This is a genomic window from Cobetia sp. ICG0124 (assembly GCF_004006355.1).
Lineage (GTDB): Bacteria > Pseudomonadota > Gammaproteobacteria > Pseudomonadales > Halomonadaceae > Cobetia > Cobetia marina.
Window position 1 is genome coordinate 1,495,832 of sequence record NZ_CP024893.1, and the last position, 15,282, is coordinate 1,511,113.

Genomic DNA, 15,282 nt, shown 5'->3' on the forward strand with positions numbered 1-15,282 from the left:
GCTGGCGGCCGCCATGCATCAGTCCCAGTCAGGGGCGAAGTCCGGGTTGGCGATGCGCTCACCGCGATCCAGTTCGGCGATCTTCGCCATGTCTTCACCGGTCAGTGACATGGAGAAGGCCTCGAAGTTGCTCTTGATGTTCTTCGCCTTGGTGGAGGACGGGAAGGTGACGATGTCCTGCATCTTGAGCCATGCCAGGGCGATCTGCGCCGGGCTGGCGTCATGACGTTCGGCGATGGCCTTGAGGGTGTCATCGTCCATCACCTTGCCGACTGCCAGCGGCATGAAGGCAGTGACTTCGATGCCCAGCTCGTGGCACTTGTCGATCACCTTGCGGTTTTGCAGGAACGGGTGGACCTCGACCTGGTTGGTGAGCAGCTCGTCACGCCCCACGATGCCCACGGCACGTTCCAGCTGTTCGCAGGTGAAGTTGGACACCCCGATGTGGTGTGCCTTGCCCGCTGCCTTCAGCTTGGCCAGTACCGGCAGGTAATCTTCCATCGGCACTTCATCGTTGGGCGACGGCCAATGGATGAGCAGCAGGTCGACGTGATCGGTCTGCAGGCGTTCCAGGCTCTCCTCGACACTCTTCTCCATGTCACCCGGCACCAGGCGGTCGTGCCAGATCTTGGTGGTGATGAAGAGCTCTTCGCGCGGCACCTTGCTGTCGGCGATGATCTGTCCGACTTCCGCTTCGTTGCCATAGAACTGGGCGGTATCAATGTGGCGATAGCCGGTGTCCAGTGCGGTATTCAAGCTGTCACGCAGCGTCTCGCCCTCGAGACGGAAGGTGCCAAAGCCGGGATTCGGTAGGGTAGTCGACATGCAATAACTCCTGTTGAGTGCCTTCTGCCTTTCCGCTCATTCGTTGGCCGTGATCACGAATTTCAGCGCTCGGCGTTCGCCACGCTTCAGCTCGGCAAGGCAGGCTGGCAGCGCCGTGAATGATTCGATGCAGGGCGCCGGCTGGTTCAGGGTGCCATCGGCGATTGCTTCGAGCAGACCTTCCCCCGCCGCGACCAGGCGTGCCCAGTCCTCGTCGTCACCCGCCCAGTGCAGTGCCCCGAGTGCGACTTCGTGTTGCGAGATGGCGCGACCGAAGGCCGGCGCGGCCGCCTGCTCCAGACGGTCTTGAATGCAGACGATATGGCCGTTGGCCCCCAGGTGGCGGGTCATCTTGCGGGCGTGATCCCCATTGACGGTATCGATCACGGCGTAGACCGGGGCGTCCAGCTGCTCGGCGTCCGTCAGGGTCTCGTCGGCGCCCAGCGCCTTGAGGTCCGCGTGGCGCTTCTCGGAGGCGACGGCGATGACGTGGAAGTCGCGCTGTCGGGCCAGCTGGATCAGCCAGCGGCCCACGCTGCCGGAGGCACCGGTGATCAGCAGGCGTCGACCGGCCTTGACGGGCAGCTTCTCGATGGCGAGCCATGCGGTCAGCGCCGGGCAGGGGAAGGCGGCGGCGTCATTGAAGCCCAGGGTAACGGGCAGGCGCATCACGGCCCGCGCCGGAACCCGCAGGCGCTTGCTGAAGGTACCCGGCCCCGCCAGGGTGGTGTGGACCGCGATGCGATCTCCCGGGGAGACGTGGGTGACATTCGCGCCGCAGGCGATCACCTCACCCGAGGCATCGACCCCGGGAATCTGACCGGCTTGCCACAGCTCGCTGTCCATCGCCATGAACTTCCAGTCGACGGGATTGAGGCCGATGGCACGCGTGGCGACCAGTACCTCGTCGTCTCCCGGTGCGCCGATGTCCACCTCTGTCTGCTCGAGCGCCTCAGGCTCTCCCGGCCCCTGCCATACCCAGGCGGGCGCTCGGGTGGTGCCGTGACGGATGTCTTGCGGGGTGGTGGTTTCCGTGGAATCTGACATGGGATCTCCTTCAAGCGTGAATGGTGAATCCTTTCCGCCATGGCGGGGGCAGGTCAGTGCGACCCGTCAGCCCTCATGAAAAGTGCGGCAGCACCTCACGGCCCAGTTCCTCGAGGGTTTCCGTGAGCGGGCGGCGATTGCGGCGCAGGTGGAAGCCGATGTGATTCACTCCGGCATCCTGCATGGCTGACAGTTCTTCCATGAGGGCAAGGCGGCCACTCGACAACCCGAAGCGATGACGACGCACCGGGGCGTGAGGGTCGTCTTCCAGATTGAGGTGGATGAAACTGACGTAGGGCTTGTCGCCGGCGACCTGACGCCAGAGCGCCACGCGACGGATGTGATCCTGTGGCGTGCCCGGGTAGGCCAGCCAGCCGTCCATCTCGCGACCGATCCACTCGGGCGTCTGCTGGGAGAGCCCGGCGCTCAACAGCGGCGGACGCGTCGCGGCAGGCAGGATGGCCTGACCGTCGCGCAAGGCGTCGTCCGCCTGGCCCTTGATGATGTCCACCGCGTGGCGGAAGGCGGCACCGCGGGTGGAGAACTCCTCACCGAACAGCGGGTATTCCGCCGGTCGGTCGCCACTGGCGACGCCCAGCAGCAGGCGGTCTTCGCTCAGGGCCTGCACGCTGGCGGCGGCCTTTTTCACCAGCCACGGCTGGCGCAGCGGCAGCACCGCGGCGGCAGTGCCCAGCAGCAGGTTGTCGGTGTGACTGGCCAGATAGCCCAGATAGGTGAACAGCTCGAAGACCTGGCCGGCATCGCCGAAGGCGGGGTCGAACAGCGGCACGTCACGCAGCCAGGCGGCGCGGAAGCCGAGTCTGTCGACCTGGCCGATCAGCTCGGCATGGGCGCGCATGTCAGGGACGCCGAAGGGTGTGGAGGGGGCTCTGTCAGTGCGCACCCAGTCATTGTCCAGGGGCAGTTCGACGCCGATGGTCAGGGGGCCCTGGGTGAGGCGATCCAGCGGGCGGGTCGGGGAGATCATGGTGGACTCCTTCAGCAAGCAGGTGGGTAGACGACGGTGCCCCCGAGCCAGCAGGCTGAGCTGTCGGAATCGGGAGCACGTCGTGATGGCGGGAGGCTGCAGGGCGGATCAGGCGGTCGCGATGGAAGACGCGTGACGCTTGTCGAGGCGACCGGCCAGCAGGGTCAGCAGCAGGGCGGCGGTGACGATCAGCGCGCCGATCCAGGCGGTGTCGGTCAGGGCCATCCCGGAGACCACCTGGCCACCGACGATGGAGCCCAGCGCGATACCGATGTTGAAGGCCGCGATGTTGAGGCCGGAGGCCACGTCAACGGCCTGCGGCACGAAGCGTTCGGCCTGCTGCACGACGTAGACCTGCAGTCCCGGCACGTTGCCGAAGGCGAAGGCACCCCAGATCAGGATGGTGATCACGGCCGTGATCGGGTTGGCGGCAGTGAAGGTCAGCACGCCGAGGATGACGATCAGGCCACCGAAGATCAGGGTCAGGGCGCGAATCGGGCCCATGCGGTCAGCCAGCTTGCCGCCCTGGATGTTGCCGATGGCCACCGAGACACCGTAGACCAGCATGATCAGACTGATGGCGCCTTCATTGAAGCCACTGACGTCCTGCAGCAGCGGAGCCAGATAGGTGAAGGCCGTGAAGGTGCCGCCGTAGCCGAGAATGGTGATCAGGTAGACCAGCAGCAGGCGCGGATGGGTCAGCACCTTGAGCTGTTGGGCGAAGGTGGCCGGTACGTTCTTCTTGAGGTTGTTGGGCACCAGGATGGCGCTGCCGATCAATGCCAGCACGCCGAGCACCGAGACAACCAGGAAGGTGGCGCGCCAGCCGAAGTGCTGACCGATCCAGGTGCCCAGCGGCACGCCGGTGACCAGTGCCACGGTCAGGCCGGTGAACATGATGGCGATCGCACTGGCTTCCTTGTCCTTGCTCACCAGGCTTGTCGCGATGGTGGAGCCGATGGAGAAGAACACCCCGTGGGCGAGGCCGGTCAGGATACGCGCCGTGATCAGCGAGCTGTAGCTGGGTGCCTGCCAGGCCAGCAGGTTGCCGGCGATGAACAGCGCCATCAGTCCCAGCAGCACCAGCTTGCGATTGAAGCGGCCGGTCAGGGCAGTCAGCACGGGGGCGCCGATGGCGACACCGACGGCATACAGGCTGACCAGCAGGCCAGCGGAAGGCAGAGAGACGCTCAGATCCTGAGCGATGGTGGGCACCAGTCCGACGATCACGAACTCGGTGGTCCCGATGGCAAAGGCGCTCAACGTCAGCGCCAGCAGGGCAAGAGGCATGGCAGTTCTCCATCAGCAATGGGTGGGTCTTGGATGCTGTGCAGTCTGCCGTGGTTGAGTTTTGCGATAAACGGAGTGATTCGCAAAAGACCTTTGTGATTATTGAAAATATTTGCTGGCTCAGTCGTCCGTCGGCCAGACCTTGTAGATATGGTAGGGCGGCTGACCCTCGTCCTCTCCGCCTGCGAAGGGCGGCGTGCTGTCCAGCTGATTGACGGTGACATACAGCCAGCCGTCAGCGGCCATGCGCACGCCATCCGGCCAGTCGAGGCGCTCGTCGCGGACCAGTGGCGTCAGTTTGCCGTCGGCCCCCAGCACATCCAGCCCATGCTGATTGAGGTTGGTAAAGTAGTGGATGCCCCCGGCGGTATCCGCACCGTCCGAGATGGGCTTGTCGCCGACGCGCGTGATGGCGGCGGCAATGGTGTCGTGATTGGCACCTTCCCGCAGCAGTCTGGCCGGGACGCTGTACCAGCTGTGGCCGGTCATGGCACCGAAGAAGACCGTCTCGCCATCGCCGGACAAAGTGATCGGGTCGACGCCCACCTTGGCAGGCTTGCCATTGAACGGGATGTCACGGCCATCGATCTTCAGGGTGGCGTCTGGCTCGGCTTGCAGTGCGGCGTGTTGGCTGAATCGGGACGCCTCGCCGGAGGCCAGATCGACGGTGATCAGGCCCGGGTTGGCGATATCGGCCAGATACGCCACGCCGCGACTGCGATCCACTGCCAGGTCCTGCACGAAGCTGCCTTCAGGGGCGATATCAGTGGGCAGGGTCAGCTTGGTGATCAGCTTGCCCGAGGCAATGTCGAAGCCCCACAGGCGGGTCTTGCCCAGATGCAGGCCCATGTCGGTGATCCAAAGACCTCCCTGGCCGTCCTGATAGATGCCCAGCGGGGAGTCGATGGTGGCGTCGCTGTAGCGGCCGGCGTGGGTCTGGAAGGCGGGTGAGGGCCAGGCACGATAGCTGTTCTGTCCGGTGATCTCGACCAGCTGCACGTCGTGATCGCCATCCATCGGGTGAATGGTCGCGAAGACCCGTCCGGCAGGTGTCACGGCGACGTTGCCGGGACGTATCTGCATCACGGCCACCGAGCGCATCTCACCGTAGGCCGGGCCGGGTTTGAGTGATGAGGTGGTGGCGGGCAGGGTGGAATGGCCGGTGGCGCAGCCCGTCAGCAGGCCTGAGAGCAGGGCGAACACGCCCAGATATCGGGTCGAACGGACGGCGTTGTGCATCAATGCTTCCTTGTCGACCCGGCGCTGATGTGATCAGGCGTGACGCGCGATCATGGCATCGAAGTTTTCCTTCGGCTGCACGCCGGTCAGGGCTTCGATCTTCTCGCCGGACTTGAACAGGGCGATGGTCGGCAGGCCGCGGACGCCGTTCTGCGCGGCGAGATCCGGTGCATCGTCGACATTGATGGCAACGACCTTGAGGGCGTCACCCTGTTCTTCGGCGATGGATTCGACGATCGGGTCGAGCATCTTGCACGGGCCGCACCACGGCGCCCAGAACTTCACCAGCACCGGCTGCTCGCTCTCGATGACTTCCTGGGTGTAGTTGCTGTCTACCACTTGCGCAAAATCAGCCATTTGACTCTCCTGTGCACCCCTGAGGATGCGTGATTCAGATTGGCACCGCACGTGCCGGATGGGCACACACTAACGCCCCGGGACTTTCGTTCGCAAGCGCATTCTCTCATGCATCTCGCAGCCCAAGGTCTCGCGCCATCTCGCACAGCTGCGCGACTGCGGACTCCTGAGCAGCGAGCGACGCGGCCAGTGGGTGTATTACCGGCTGAGCCCCGCCATGCAGGGCTGGCGACACGCGATCCTGATGGCGGCCTGCGAGGCACAGCAGGAGGAGGTGGCGCGCTGGCGTCAGTGGCTGGTGACCATGCCCAATCGTCCCGAGCGCTGCCCTGCTCATGATGCTCCGTCCTACAGCGCTTCACTGACGCTGCCCGCTGGTCTGCCACCTCTGCGAATCGGCATCAATGGCTTCGGCCGTATCGGCCGGCTTGCGCTGCGCGCGCTGTGGAAGCTGCGCGAGGATGTCGCGCTGGATGTGGTGCGCATCAATGACCCGGGTGGCGATGCCGCGACCTTCGCACACCTGCTGGAATTCGATTCCGTGCATGGCCAGTGGTCGCCGGGCGCGGGAATCACCAGTGACGATGAGAGCGTCATCATCGATGGTCAGCGCACGGCGTTCTCCAGCCAGCGTGAGATCGGTGACACCGACTGGTCGGGCTGCGATGTGGTGATCGAGGCCTCCGGCAAGAAGAAGAGCACCGAGGTGCTCAATGCCTATCTTGAACAGGGCGTGGCGCGTGTCGTGGTCTCCGCGCCGGTCAAGGAAGCGGGCGTACTCAATATCGTCATGGGCGTGAACGATCATCTCTATGATGCCCAGACGCATCGCATCGTGACGGCGGCCAGCTGTACCACCAACTGTCTGGCGCCGGTGATCAAGGTGATTCAGGAGCAGTTCGGCATTCGCCATGGCTCCATGACCACCGTGCACGACATCACCAATACCCAGACGATTCTGGATGCGCCGCACAAGGATTTGCGCCGTGCGCGGGCCTGCGGCATGAGCCTGATTCCGACGACCACCGGCTCCGCCAAGGCGATCAGCGCCATCTTCCCGGAGCTGGAAGGCCGCCTGAACGGCCACGCCATTCGCGTGCCGCTGGCCAATGCCTCTCTCACCGACATGGTGTTCGAGCTCGATCGCGAAGTGACGGTGGAGGAGGTCAACCAGGCGCTGCAAACTGCGGCAAAAGGCGAGCTTTCCGGGGTGCTGGGGTATGAGACACGCCCGCTGGTGTCGATCGATTTCCGTACCGATTCCCGCTCCAGCATCATCGATGCGCTCTCGACCATGGTGGTCGCGGGGACCCAGCTCAAGCTGTACGCCTGGTACGACAACGAATGGGGCTACGCCAATCGCACCGCGGAACTGGCACTGAAAGTCGGCCTGGGTGATCTGACCGACCCCAGCACACAGGAGCGCTGACATGCTTGCCCGCCTGCGAGAGCTGCCCCGTGAGGTGCGTCAGTACCTGCTGGTGACGGGGAATTACTGGGCCTTCACGCTGACCGATGGCGCGCTGCGCATGCTGGTGGTGCTGCACTTCCACTCGCTGGGCTATTCGGCGCTGGACGTGGCGATGCTGTTCCTGTTCTACGAGGCCTTCGGCGTCGTCACCAATCTGGTCGGCGGCTGGCTCGGGGCACGGCTCGGCCTCAATCGCACCATGAATGCGGGGCTTGCGATGCAGCTGGTGGCGCTCGGCATGCTGCTGGTGCCGGAACCCATGTTGACGGTCATCTGGGTGATGATCGCCCAGGCGCTGTCCGGCATCGCCAAGGACCTCAACAAGATGAGCGCCAAGAGCGCCATCAAGGTGCTGGTGCCCAAGGGGCAGCCGGTGGAGGAATCGCAGAGCGCGCTGTATCGCTGGGTCGCGTTGCTCACCGGCTCCAAGAATGCGCTCAAGGGACTGGGCTTCTTCCTGGGCGGGGCGGCGCTCAGTCTCATCGGCTTCCAGGGCACCGTCATGGCCATGTGGCTGATGCTGGCAGGCGTGCTGGTGCTGTCACTGCGCAAGCTGTCGGCATCACTGGGGCAGAGCAAGGCCAGTCGCAAGCCGGCATTCCGTGAGATGTTCTCGACCTCGCGGGCGGTCAATGTGCTCTCGGCGGCTCGACTGTGCCTGTTCTCGGCACGTGACGTCTGGTTCGTGGTGGCCTTGCCGGTCTATCTGGCCGAGGTGCATGGCTGGCATTTCTGGACGGTCGGCGTGCTCATGGCCGCCTGGGTGATCGGCTATGGTGGTGTCCAGACCCAGGCGCCACGCATCACCGGTCCGCTCTCACGCCGCTTGAACGGCGCCACCGGCGTCCGCTGGGTCACGGTGTCGCTGGCGGCCGGCCTGGCACTGCTGCCGGCGCTGATGGCCAGCCTGCCGCTGGATGCGCCTCAGGCGGCCGATATCAGTGGTGCCATCCTGTTGGGGTTGGCGCCACTGGAATGGTTGATCATCGGCCTGTTGGTGTTCGGGGCCGTCTTTGCGGTCAATTCCAGCTGGCACAGCTATCTGATCGTGCGCTTCGCGCGCAGTGAAGGCGTGTCGATGGATGTCGGTTTCTATTACATGGCCAATGCCATGGGGCGTCTGCTGGGCACCTTGCTGTCCGGTTGGCTCTATCAGGCCTATGGCCTGGAAGCCTGCCTGTGGTGGTCGGCCGGATTGGTGGCGGCGAGTGCCGTGATGGCCCTTGCCTTGCCGCGATATCGGGACGTGCTGCTCACCTTCCTCACGCTGGGGCTGACCAGCTTCGGCGGGCCGATCGCGCACCTGGGCTACTTCCACGCGGAGCTGGTCCGCCGGCGCGGCTGGCTGAGTGATACGGCCTACGCCGAGCTGGTCGCGCTGTGCCAGTTCCTGCCGGGACCGGCCAGCAGTCAGGTCGGCTTTGCACTGGGCATGGTGCGTGGTGGCGGGGTGATGGGTGGGGTGCTCGCCTGGGTCGGCTTCACCTTGCCGTCTGCGCTGGCACTGCTGGCATTGGCGCTGGTGGCGGCCAGCCTCGAAGGACCGCTGGCTTCCGGGGTGATCCACGCCTTGAAGCTGGTGGCGGTGGCGGTCGTTGCCCAGGCGATCTGGGGCATGGCGCGCACGCTGTGCCCGGACCGACGGCGCGCCGGGCTGGCGCTGTTGGCCATGCTGGGCCTGGCGCTGGCGCAGAGCGCCTGGACGCAGGTCGGAGTGATCGCGCTGGGCGCGCTGCTCGGCAGCCTGCTGTGTCGTGATGACAGTGCGGCCCTTGTTCGCCAGCAGGCGGGGGCAGCGGGGCTGTCGCTGCCGGTCCCGACGCGCCTGGCTCGCGCCTGTCTGATCACCTTCTTCGCGCTGTTGATCGCGCTGCCGCTGCTGGCCTCCGGCAGTCTGGTCGAGATCTTCTACCGTGCCGGGGCGCTGGTATTCGGGGGCGGGCATGTGGTGCTGCCGCTGTTGGAGGCCTCCACCGTCGAGACGGGGCGTATCGCGGCCGATACCTTTCTCACCGGCTATGGGGCCGCGCAGGCGGTGCCGGGGCCACTGTTCACCTTCGCCGCCTGGCTGGGAGCGGGCATGGCCCAGGTGGGCGGGGATTCGGCAGTGCTCGGCGCCATCATTGCGCTGTTGAGTCTCTTCCTGCCGGGGATTCTGCTGTTGATCGGCGTGGCACCCCTGTGGGGGCGCCTGCGTGCACGGCCCGCAGCACGCGCTGCGCTCGCGGGGGCCAATGCGGCGGTCGTCGGCGTACTGGGCATGGCGCTGTATGACCCCTTGTGGACCACCAGTGTGCTGAGTCGTCTGGACGTCGTCATCGCGTTGGCGGCCTTCATCGCGCTGACCCGCTTCGCGCTGGCACCCTGGAAGCTGGTGCTGGCGATGGTGATTCTCGGGGCGGTACGTGGGGTGATGTAAGCCTCATGCCAGGCGGCGCGTGGCGGTCGTCATACCAGTGACAGCAGGGCGGTGACCAGCAGTTCGTTGTCGTAGTAGGGTGCGCTCTGCTCGCTGATCAGGCGAGTGTCGATCACGGTCAGCCCCATGCGCTCCAGCGCGGGGACAGAGACGCCGCCGGGGTAGTCGCCACGCTGACTGTCCAGCAGCACGATGTTGAGCAGATGCTCGTTGGGGCAGTCGTTGCGCGAGACATCCAGGTCCGCACACAGGGTATCGATCAGGGTCGCGACCAGTTGCTCGAGTGTCTTGCCGGTCTGCTCCGGGTCCGGACTGCAGTTGGGGATGTAGACCTTGGGACAGGGGTTGGCCAGTATCGCGCGTCCCACCCCGCTGGGCAGCAGGTTGGCGATGACGCTGGAGTAGAAACTGCCCGGCGGAAAGCAGATCAGTTCCGCGGAATCGATCAGCTGACGGTTGTTGAGGTGCAGCGCAGGGCCTCGACCAGCTGGATGCGCGCGATCGGGCTCTCCAGTGGCGCGACTTCCTTGCCGGTGATCTGGTGCTGGCCGATGATTCTGCGCCCATCTTCCAGGGTGACGGCCAGATGGCAGTCGGCATTGATGATGGCGCGCACCGTCCCGCGTACATGCACCAGCTTGGAGAACAGGAAGATGATCTGGTCGAGCTGCTCATGATGGTTCAGGTAGCCGCCGGCGATGATCAGATTGCCGATGCTGGCGCCGCGCAGATCGAAGCCTGCCGGCATGGCCTCGATCAGAAAGCCCAGCTGATGACAGATGAGCGTGCGCATGGGCTCCGCCACGGCCATGCTGAGCGGATGACGGCCCGCCGCCAGTTCCCGCAGGGTGGCCTGCAGCATCTCCGGGCGTGCTTCGGCTGGCAGACGGTGCGTGAACAACCGGTAGATCTCCGGGTGCCCCAGCACGCTGTCATCGGCCAGCGCCATCAGGCGTGAGCGAAGGTCGCCGATGGCCGGCATCGAGAAGGCGTCACGCAGCTTGGCGGAGCTGCCACCGGAATCGAAGGGCGTCACCAGATGGATGCTGTGATGGGTATAGCGCGTCAGGGTGCGCGAGATGCCCGTCAGCGCCGTGCCGCCGCTGAAGAACAGCACACGGGGGCCGACCTCCGGTGCCTTGTGATAACGCCTGACGCGTAATGGATCCGGGACCCTTGCGGTCCGACTGACCCTGACCTCTGCCATGTTGCGGCTTCCTTTTTGCCAACGCAGGCGCGGCCAGTGGCGCTGCGTGGCGATGGCTTCCAGGGTCGGGTCGGCACAGACCGCATGCGGGTGATCGACGAACTCCAGCAACGCCAGATCATTGCGTGAATCCGAATAGCCCCAGGTGAGGAGGCTGTGCCGCAAGCTTGCCATCGCGGAAGGTACGGATGCCCTGGGCGCGTCCCGTGTAGCAGCCATCCTTGACCTCCAGGCGAGTCGCCAGCGCGGCATCCAATGCCAGTCGCTCTGCCAGCGGTGCCACCAGCTGGGCTGTCGAGGCCGAGATGATCACGACCTGATGGCCCTGATCACGATGCCAGGCGATGCGCTCGCGACCCTCACGGTAGAGGCGCGGCAGCAGTTCGGTATCGAGGAAGGTGCCCACCTCGGCCTCGACCTCACTGACGGTGCGACCGGCCAGCGGGGAGAGCAGATGGCTCAGGTGCGCTTCCATGTCGAGTCGACCCGCGGCGTAGTCTGCCATCTGCTGCGCCCAGATGGCGCGATATCGCTCGGGGTCCGTGATCCAGCCCAGCTGGATCAGCCACTCGGTCCACAGTCCCGTAGCGTCGCCATCCAGCAGGGTGTCATCGAGATCGAAGATGGCCAGCCCATTTCATCCATTTGCCACCCGTGACCTGTCGCCAGTGTCGTGTGTGCCCAGCGCCTGGACTTCGTCGAGATCGGCATGCACCTGCACGCGCAGATGGTCGGGGAGCAGCTGGCGGGCACTGCGGTTGAGCACATCGACGTTGAGACGCAGTCCCTGACAATCCACCTCGTAGCGCACGATGTTGCCCAGCAATTGATGGCGCAGGATGACGCCGGGCAGCGCTGGCCCCACATTGGCCGGCAATGGCTGGAGCGGGAAGTCGTCCGGCTGCAGATAAAGCGCCTCCGGCCGCAATGCGACCTGCGGGCTATCGCACAGGTAGCCGAGCAGGGGGCGGGCAAGCTCGCTGCCGATCAGATTGTAATGGCCCATGAAGCCTGCGGCCGTGGCGTCTACCGGTCGGGTGTAGAGCGATGCTGCGTTGCCCTGCTGGAGAATGCTGCCCTGATGCATCAGGAAGATGCGATCCGAGAGCAGCAAGGCCTCTTCCTGATCGTGGGTGACGAACAGGGTGGTGAGGCCGAGGCTCTTCTGGATGTCGCGTATCTGGTCGCGCAGATGACGGCGGATGCGCGCATCCAGCGCCGAGAGCGGCTCATCGAGCAGCAGGATCTGGGGCTCGACCACCAGCGCGCGCGCCAGTGCCACGCGTTGTCGCTGGCCACCAGACAGCTGATGTGGATAGCGCTGTGCCTGGTCGGTCAGCTCCACCAGTCGCAGCACTTCGGTGACGCGGCGCTCGCGCTCCTCGGGGCGCACCTTCTTCATGCGCAGGCCGAAGGCGACGTTGTCCGCCACGCGCATGTTGGGGAACAGCGCATAGTGCTGGAAGACCATGCCGATGCCGCGCCGCTGGGGCGGCAGACGGGTGATGTCGTGACCATCGACGATGATCTCGCCGCTGTCCACGTCGTTGAGCCCGGCAATGGCGCGCAGCAGGGTGGATTTTCCGCAGCCAGAGGGCCCGAGCAGGGTGATGAACTCGCCACGGGCGATCTCGGCATCGATGTCGGAGAACACGCGCGTCTTGCCGAAACGCTTGGCCAGGCCCTTGAGCGTCAGGTACTGCTGGTCGGCGGCCTGTTCACGCAACGCGCTGGTCAGCAGGCCATCGCTGTCGTGGCGAGAGTGGGTCTGCGGCATATCGGTGGCAAGCATCAGCGGTGCCCAGGGCCAGCTTTTGCGGGCGTGGCGGGCAGACCTTCCGTCATGGCGGTGGCCAGCGCCTCCTCGGGGTCTTCTTCCGGCATCGCCTGCTCGGCAGGCTGGCGGTTGCCCAGCCAGGTCAGGATCAGGGTGAACACGAACAGCGTGATGACCAGCGCGCTGGTGAAGTGGCCGCTGGCCCCGCGAATGTTGTTCAGGTAGACCTGCAGTGTCTCGAAACGGGTGCCGACCAGCATGTTGGCGAACACGAATTCACCGGCCAGAAACGAGAAGGCCAGGAAGACGGCGATCTGGATGCCGACCCGGATATTGGGCAGGACCACCTGGAAGAAGGCCTGCAGCGGGCTGGCGCCCAGCAACTGGGCGGCTTCCATCAGCGATGCCACATCCAGCGCCCGCAGGCTGTTGGCCAGCGCTCGGTACATGAAGGGCAGCACGATGGTGAAATAGGTGGGAATCAGGATCCAGGGCGTGCCGATGATCGTCAGTGGGCCGCCGGCATATAGCTGCAGCAGGCCGACCGAGGACACGATGGGCGGCACGGCGAAGGGCAGCAGGATCAGGCCATTCATCCAGCCATCCAGACGCGGATAGCGGGTATGGGCCAGGAAGACCACCGGCACGATCAACAGCAGTGACAGGATCAGGGCGCCGACGGCGACCAGCAGGGAGCGCCCGAATGCGGCGAGAAAACGGGGGGTGGTCCACAGCTCCAGAAACCACTTCACCGTCAGGCCATCGGGCGTGAGGCTGGCGCCCCAGCGGGTGGCAAGGGCGTAGAACAGCGTGGCCACCAGCGGCAGTGCCAGCAGCGTGAAGACGCTGCCCACCACCACGCTGTAGGGATTGAGCCCGCGTAGACGGGCCATCAGGCTGGGCAGCAGCGGCTTGCCATGGCGATACGGCAGTTCAGCGGGAAGTGACATGGTAGCTCCTGCGCATGAGCCACTGCTGGATCAGCGTGACGATGACGAGAATGACCACCAGTACCATCGCCAGTGCGCTGGCCAGTTCCGGCTGCAGGAAGAGGTCGCCGGAGACCAGATTGGCGATGCGGATGGTCATCAGGTTGTAGCTGGTGTTCACCAGCGCATAGACGGTGGCATAGGCGCCCATGGCATTGGCGAACAGTACGGTGAGCGTGCCAGCCAGCGACGGCCAGAGCACGGGCAGGCCGATGTGCTGCCAGTAGGCCAGACGGTTGGCGCCGAGCAGGCTGGCGGCTTCGCGCCACTCGCCCTTGAGCGTGCTGAAGGCCGGGTAGAGCAGCAGGATGCCCAGCGGGATCTGGAACCAGGTGTAGATGACGATCAGGCCGGTGCGTGAATAGAGATTGAAGTCATCGATGATGCCCAGGCGCTCCAGCATCAAGGTCAGCATGCCGTTGGCCCCCATCAGGATGATGAAGGCGAAGGCCAGCGGCACGCCGGCGAAGTTGCTGGTCATGTTGGTGAAGGCGATCATCGCGCGCGTCAGGCCCGGCCCGCAGCGGTGCATGCTGTGACAGGTCACGGCGGCGATCGCCAGTCCCAGCACGCTGGACATCAGCGAGATCTCGAGACTGCGGCCGATGGCCTGGCGGAAGAAGGGGGAGGTGGCGATTTCCTGAAAATTGGCCAGCCCCCAGCCTGCGGGGATCTTGAAGGCGCTGATCATCACCCAGATCAGCGGGGCGATCTGGAAGGCGAAGAAGAGGATGGCGAAGGGCAGCAGCCACATCGCGGGACTGGTCAGCACTCGCCTGAGGAATGTCGGCATCACGCGTCCCCTCCAGGGCCTGCCAGCAGGGATGTGTTGCTGGCCTTGTCGTGCTCCAGTCCCAGCACGCTTGCCAGGGTGCCACAGAGCTCGCGCTGGCGAAGGTTGCGGGCGGGGCTGCGGGCGAAGGCGCTGCCGAAGGTCCAGAGCGGCACTCGGCGCTCTTCTTCGAGAAGCCCGGAATGTGAACGGTCGGCGTTCATGCCGTGATCGGCGGTGACCATCACCTGATAGCCGGCCTCCAGCCAGCAGGGCAGGTAGTCGGCCAAGGCGACATCGGCATGACGCGCCGCATTGCGATATTGCGCGGACTCACCGCCGTGGCGATGGCCGGCGTCATCGATGTTCATGCTGTGCACCAGCAGGAAGTCCGGGTCGTGACGCAGTCTCAGCATCTCGGCATCGCTGAAGACGTGGTCGTCCGGGTAGTGATCCTGCCAGTAGAAGATGCCCGCCTGGATGGCGGATTCGGGATTGTCGAGCAGTCGGTGTCTGGCTGGCACGAACGGGGCGGCGACGTAGAGTTCGCTGACCCAGTGATAGGCGGCTGCCGCGGTGCGTCGCCCCTGCTGACTGGCGAGATCGAACAGGCTCACGCCACGCGAGCGTCGCACGATGCCATTGTTGACGATGCCGGAGTCGACGGGCAGATCACCGGTCAACAGGCACTCATAGAGAGGTCGCGACATCGCTGGCAGTTCGCACTCCAGCGACTGGTACTGCCCGCGACCGGCCTCGACCAGGGCGCTCAGATAGCCCATGGCATGCCGGCCCACGGCATGGTTGAGGCCATCGAGCACGACAAGAATGACACGCTGGGACATGAAGACTCCGTGAAGCTCAAGACGGCACCGTGTGGACGGTGCCGTCTGTCAGGATG

Annotated in this window: 15 protein-coding genes and 1 pseudogene; 3 read left to right on the plus strand and 13 right to left on the minus strand. The window is 65.1% G+C overall.

The genetic code is table 11. The annotated features are described in order from the left end of the window. Positions 1-18: 18 nt before the first annotated feature. The 6 genes from dkgB to trxA form a co-directional block, all read right to left on the minus strand. Positions 19-825 (minus strand): 2,5-didehydrogluconate reductase DkgB, encoded by an 807-nt coding sequence (gene dkgB / locus CU110_RS06885; RefSeq protein WP_084208508.1) that lies wholly within the window; start codon positions 823-825, stop codon positions 19-21. A gap of 36 nt (positions 826-861) precedes the next feature. Next, positions 862-1,872, minus strand: a complete 1,011-nt coding sequence (locus tag CU110_RS06890) for an alcohol dehydrogenase catalytic domain-containing protein (RefSeq protein ID WP_084208509.1) — start codon at positions 1,870-1,872, stop codon at positions 862-864. Between the two features lie 73 nt (positions 1,873-1,945). Further along, entirely contained in the window at positions 1,946-2,860 is a 915-nt protein-coding gene (locus CU110_RS06895) for a TIGR03571 family LLM class oxidoreductase (RefSeq protein ID WP_084208510.1), read from the minus strand. A gap of 108 nt (positions 2,861-2,968) precedes the next feature. Next, positions 2,969-4,150: an MFS transporter gene (locus CU110_RS06900; protein WP_024952175.1), complete on the minus strand. Its 1,182-nt coding sequence runs from the start codon at positions 4,148-4,150 to the stop codon at positions 2,969-2,971. 120 nt (positions 4,151-4,270) lie between these two features. Continuing rightward, positions 4,271-5,389, minus strand: coding sequence for an L-dopachrome tautomerase-related protein (locus tag CU110_RS06905; RefSeq protein ID WP_084208511.1), 1,119 nt, complete (start codon positions 5,387-5,389; stop codon positions 4,271-4,273). A 33-nt stretch (positions 5,390-5,422) separates the two neighbouring features. Further along, a complete protein-coding gene (gene trxA, locus CU110_RS06910; RefSeq protein WP_077375765.1) occupies positions 5,423-5,746 on the minus strand; it encodes a thioredoxin in 324 nt (107 codons plus the stop codon). Positions 5,747-5,963: 217 nt separating this feature from the next. Here trxA and CU110_RS06920 point away from each other — a divergent pair, with 217 nt between their 5' ends. The 3 genes and pseudogenes from CU110_RS06920 (at position 5,964) to chrA (ending at position 9,636) form a co-directional block, all read left to right on the plus strand. Next, a complete protein-coding gene (locus tag CU110_RS06920; RefSeq protein WP_240665510.1) occupies positions 5,964-7,175 on the plus strand; it encodes an ArsJ-associated glyceraldehyde-3-phosphate dehydrogenase in 1,212 nt (403 codons plus the stop codon). A 1-nt stretch (position 7,176) separates the two neighbouring features. Next, positions 7,177-8,454 (plus strand): annotated as a pseudogene (gene arsJ, locus CU110_RS16765) (organoarsenical effux MFS transporter ArsJ); the annotation flags it as partial. Next, entirely contained in the window at positions 8,434-9,636 is a 1,203-nt protein-coding gene (gene chrA / locus CU110_RS16770; RefSeq protein ID WP_240665547.1) for a chromate efflux transporter, read from the plus strand. The pseudogene arsJ and the gene chrA, both read left to right, overlap by 21 nt. Positions 9,637-9,665: 29 nt before the next feature. Here the strand turns inward: chrA and CU110_RS17590 are convergent, their stop codons facing one another. The 7 genes from CU110_RS17590 to CU110_RS06955 are packed head-to-tail and all read right to left on the minus strand — an operon-like array spanning position 9,666 to position 15,226. Then, entirely contained in the window at positions 9,666-10,106 is a 441-nt protein-coding gene (locus CU110_RS17590; RefSeq protein ID WP_346427189.1) for a 2-phospho-L-lactate transferase CofD family protein, read from the minus strand. Continuing rightward, the gene (locus CU110_RS17595) at positions 10,082-11,008 is read right to left on the minus strand and encodes a GAK system CofD-like protein (protein WP_276317897.1); all 927 of its coding nucleotides are present in this window, start codon (positions 11,006-11,008) and stop codon (positions 10,082-10,084) included. The genes CU110_RS17590 and CU110_RS17595 overlap by 25 nt, the downstream gene beginning before the upstream one ends. After that, positions 10,962-11,474 carry an HAD-IB family hydrolase gene (locus CU110_RS06935; RefSeq protein WP_127735122.1) on the minus strand — a complete coding sequence of 171 codons (513 nt, stop codon included), beginning with the start codon at positions 11,472-11,474 and terminating at the stop codon, positions 10,962-10,964. Before CU110_RS06935 ends, CU110_RS17595 begins: the two co-directional genes overlap by 47 nt. A 6-nt stretch (positions 11,475-11,480) precedes the next feature. Continuing rightward, positions 11,481-12,635, minus strand: coding sequence for an ABC transporter ATP-binding protein (locus tag CU110_RS06940; RefSeq protein ID WP_205694085.1), 1,155 nt, complete (start codon positions 12,633-12,635; stop codon positions 11,481-11,483). After that, positions 12,635-13,570 (minus strand): ABC transporter permease, encoded by a 936-nt coding sequence (locus CU110_RS06945; RefSeq protein WP_240665511.1) that lies wholly within the window; start codon positions 13,568-13,570, stop codon positions 12,635-12,637. The genes CU110_RS06940 and CU110_RS06945 overlap by 1 nt, the downstream gene beginning before the upstream one ends. Further along, positions 13,554-14,402, minus strand: a complete 849-nt coding sequence (locus CU110_RS06950) for an ABC transporter permease subunit (protein ID WP_084208518.1) — start codon at positions 14,400-14,402, stop codon at positions 13,554-13,556. The genes CU110_RS06945 and CU110_RS06950 overlap by 17 nt, the downstream gene beginning before the upstream one ends. Continuing rightward, complete coding sequence (locus CU110_RS06955) at positions 14,402-15,226, minus strand: alkaline phosphatase family protein (protein ID WP_084208519.1); 825 nt, start codon at positions 15,224-15,226, stop codon at positions 14,402-14,404. The genes CU110_RS06950 and CU110_RS06955 overlap by 1 nt, the downstream gene beginning before the upstream one ends. Between the last annotated feature and the right edge of the window lie 56 nt (positions 15,227-15,282).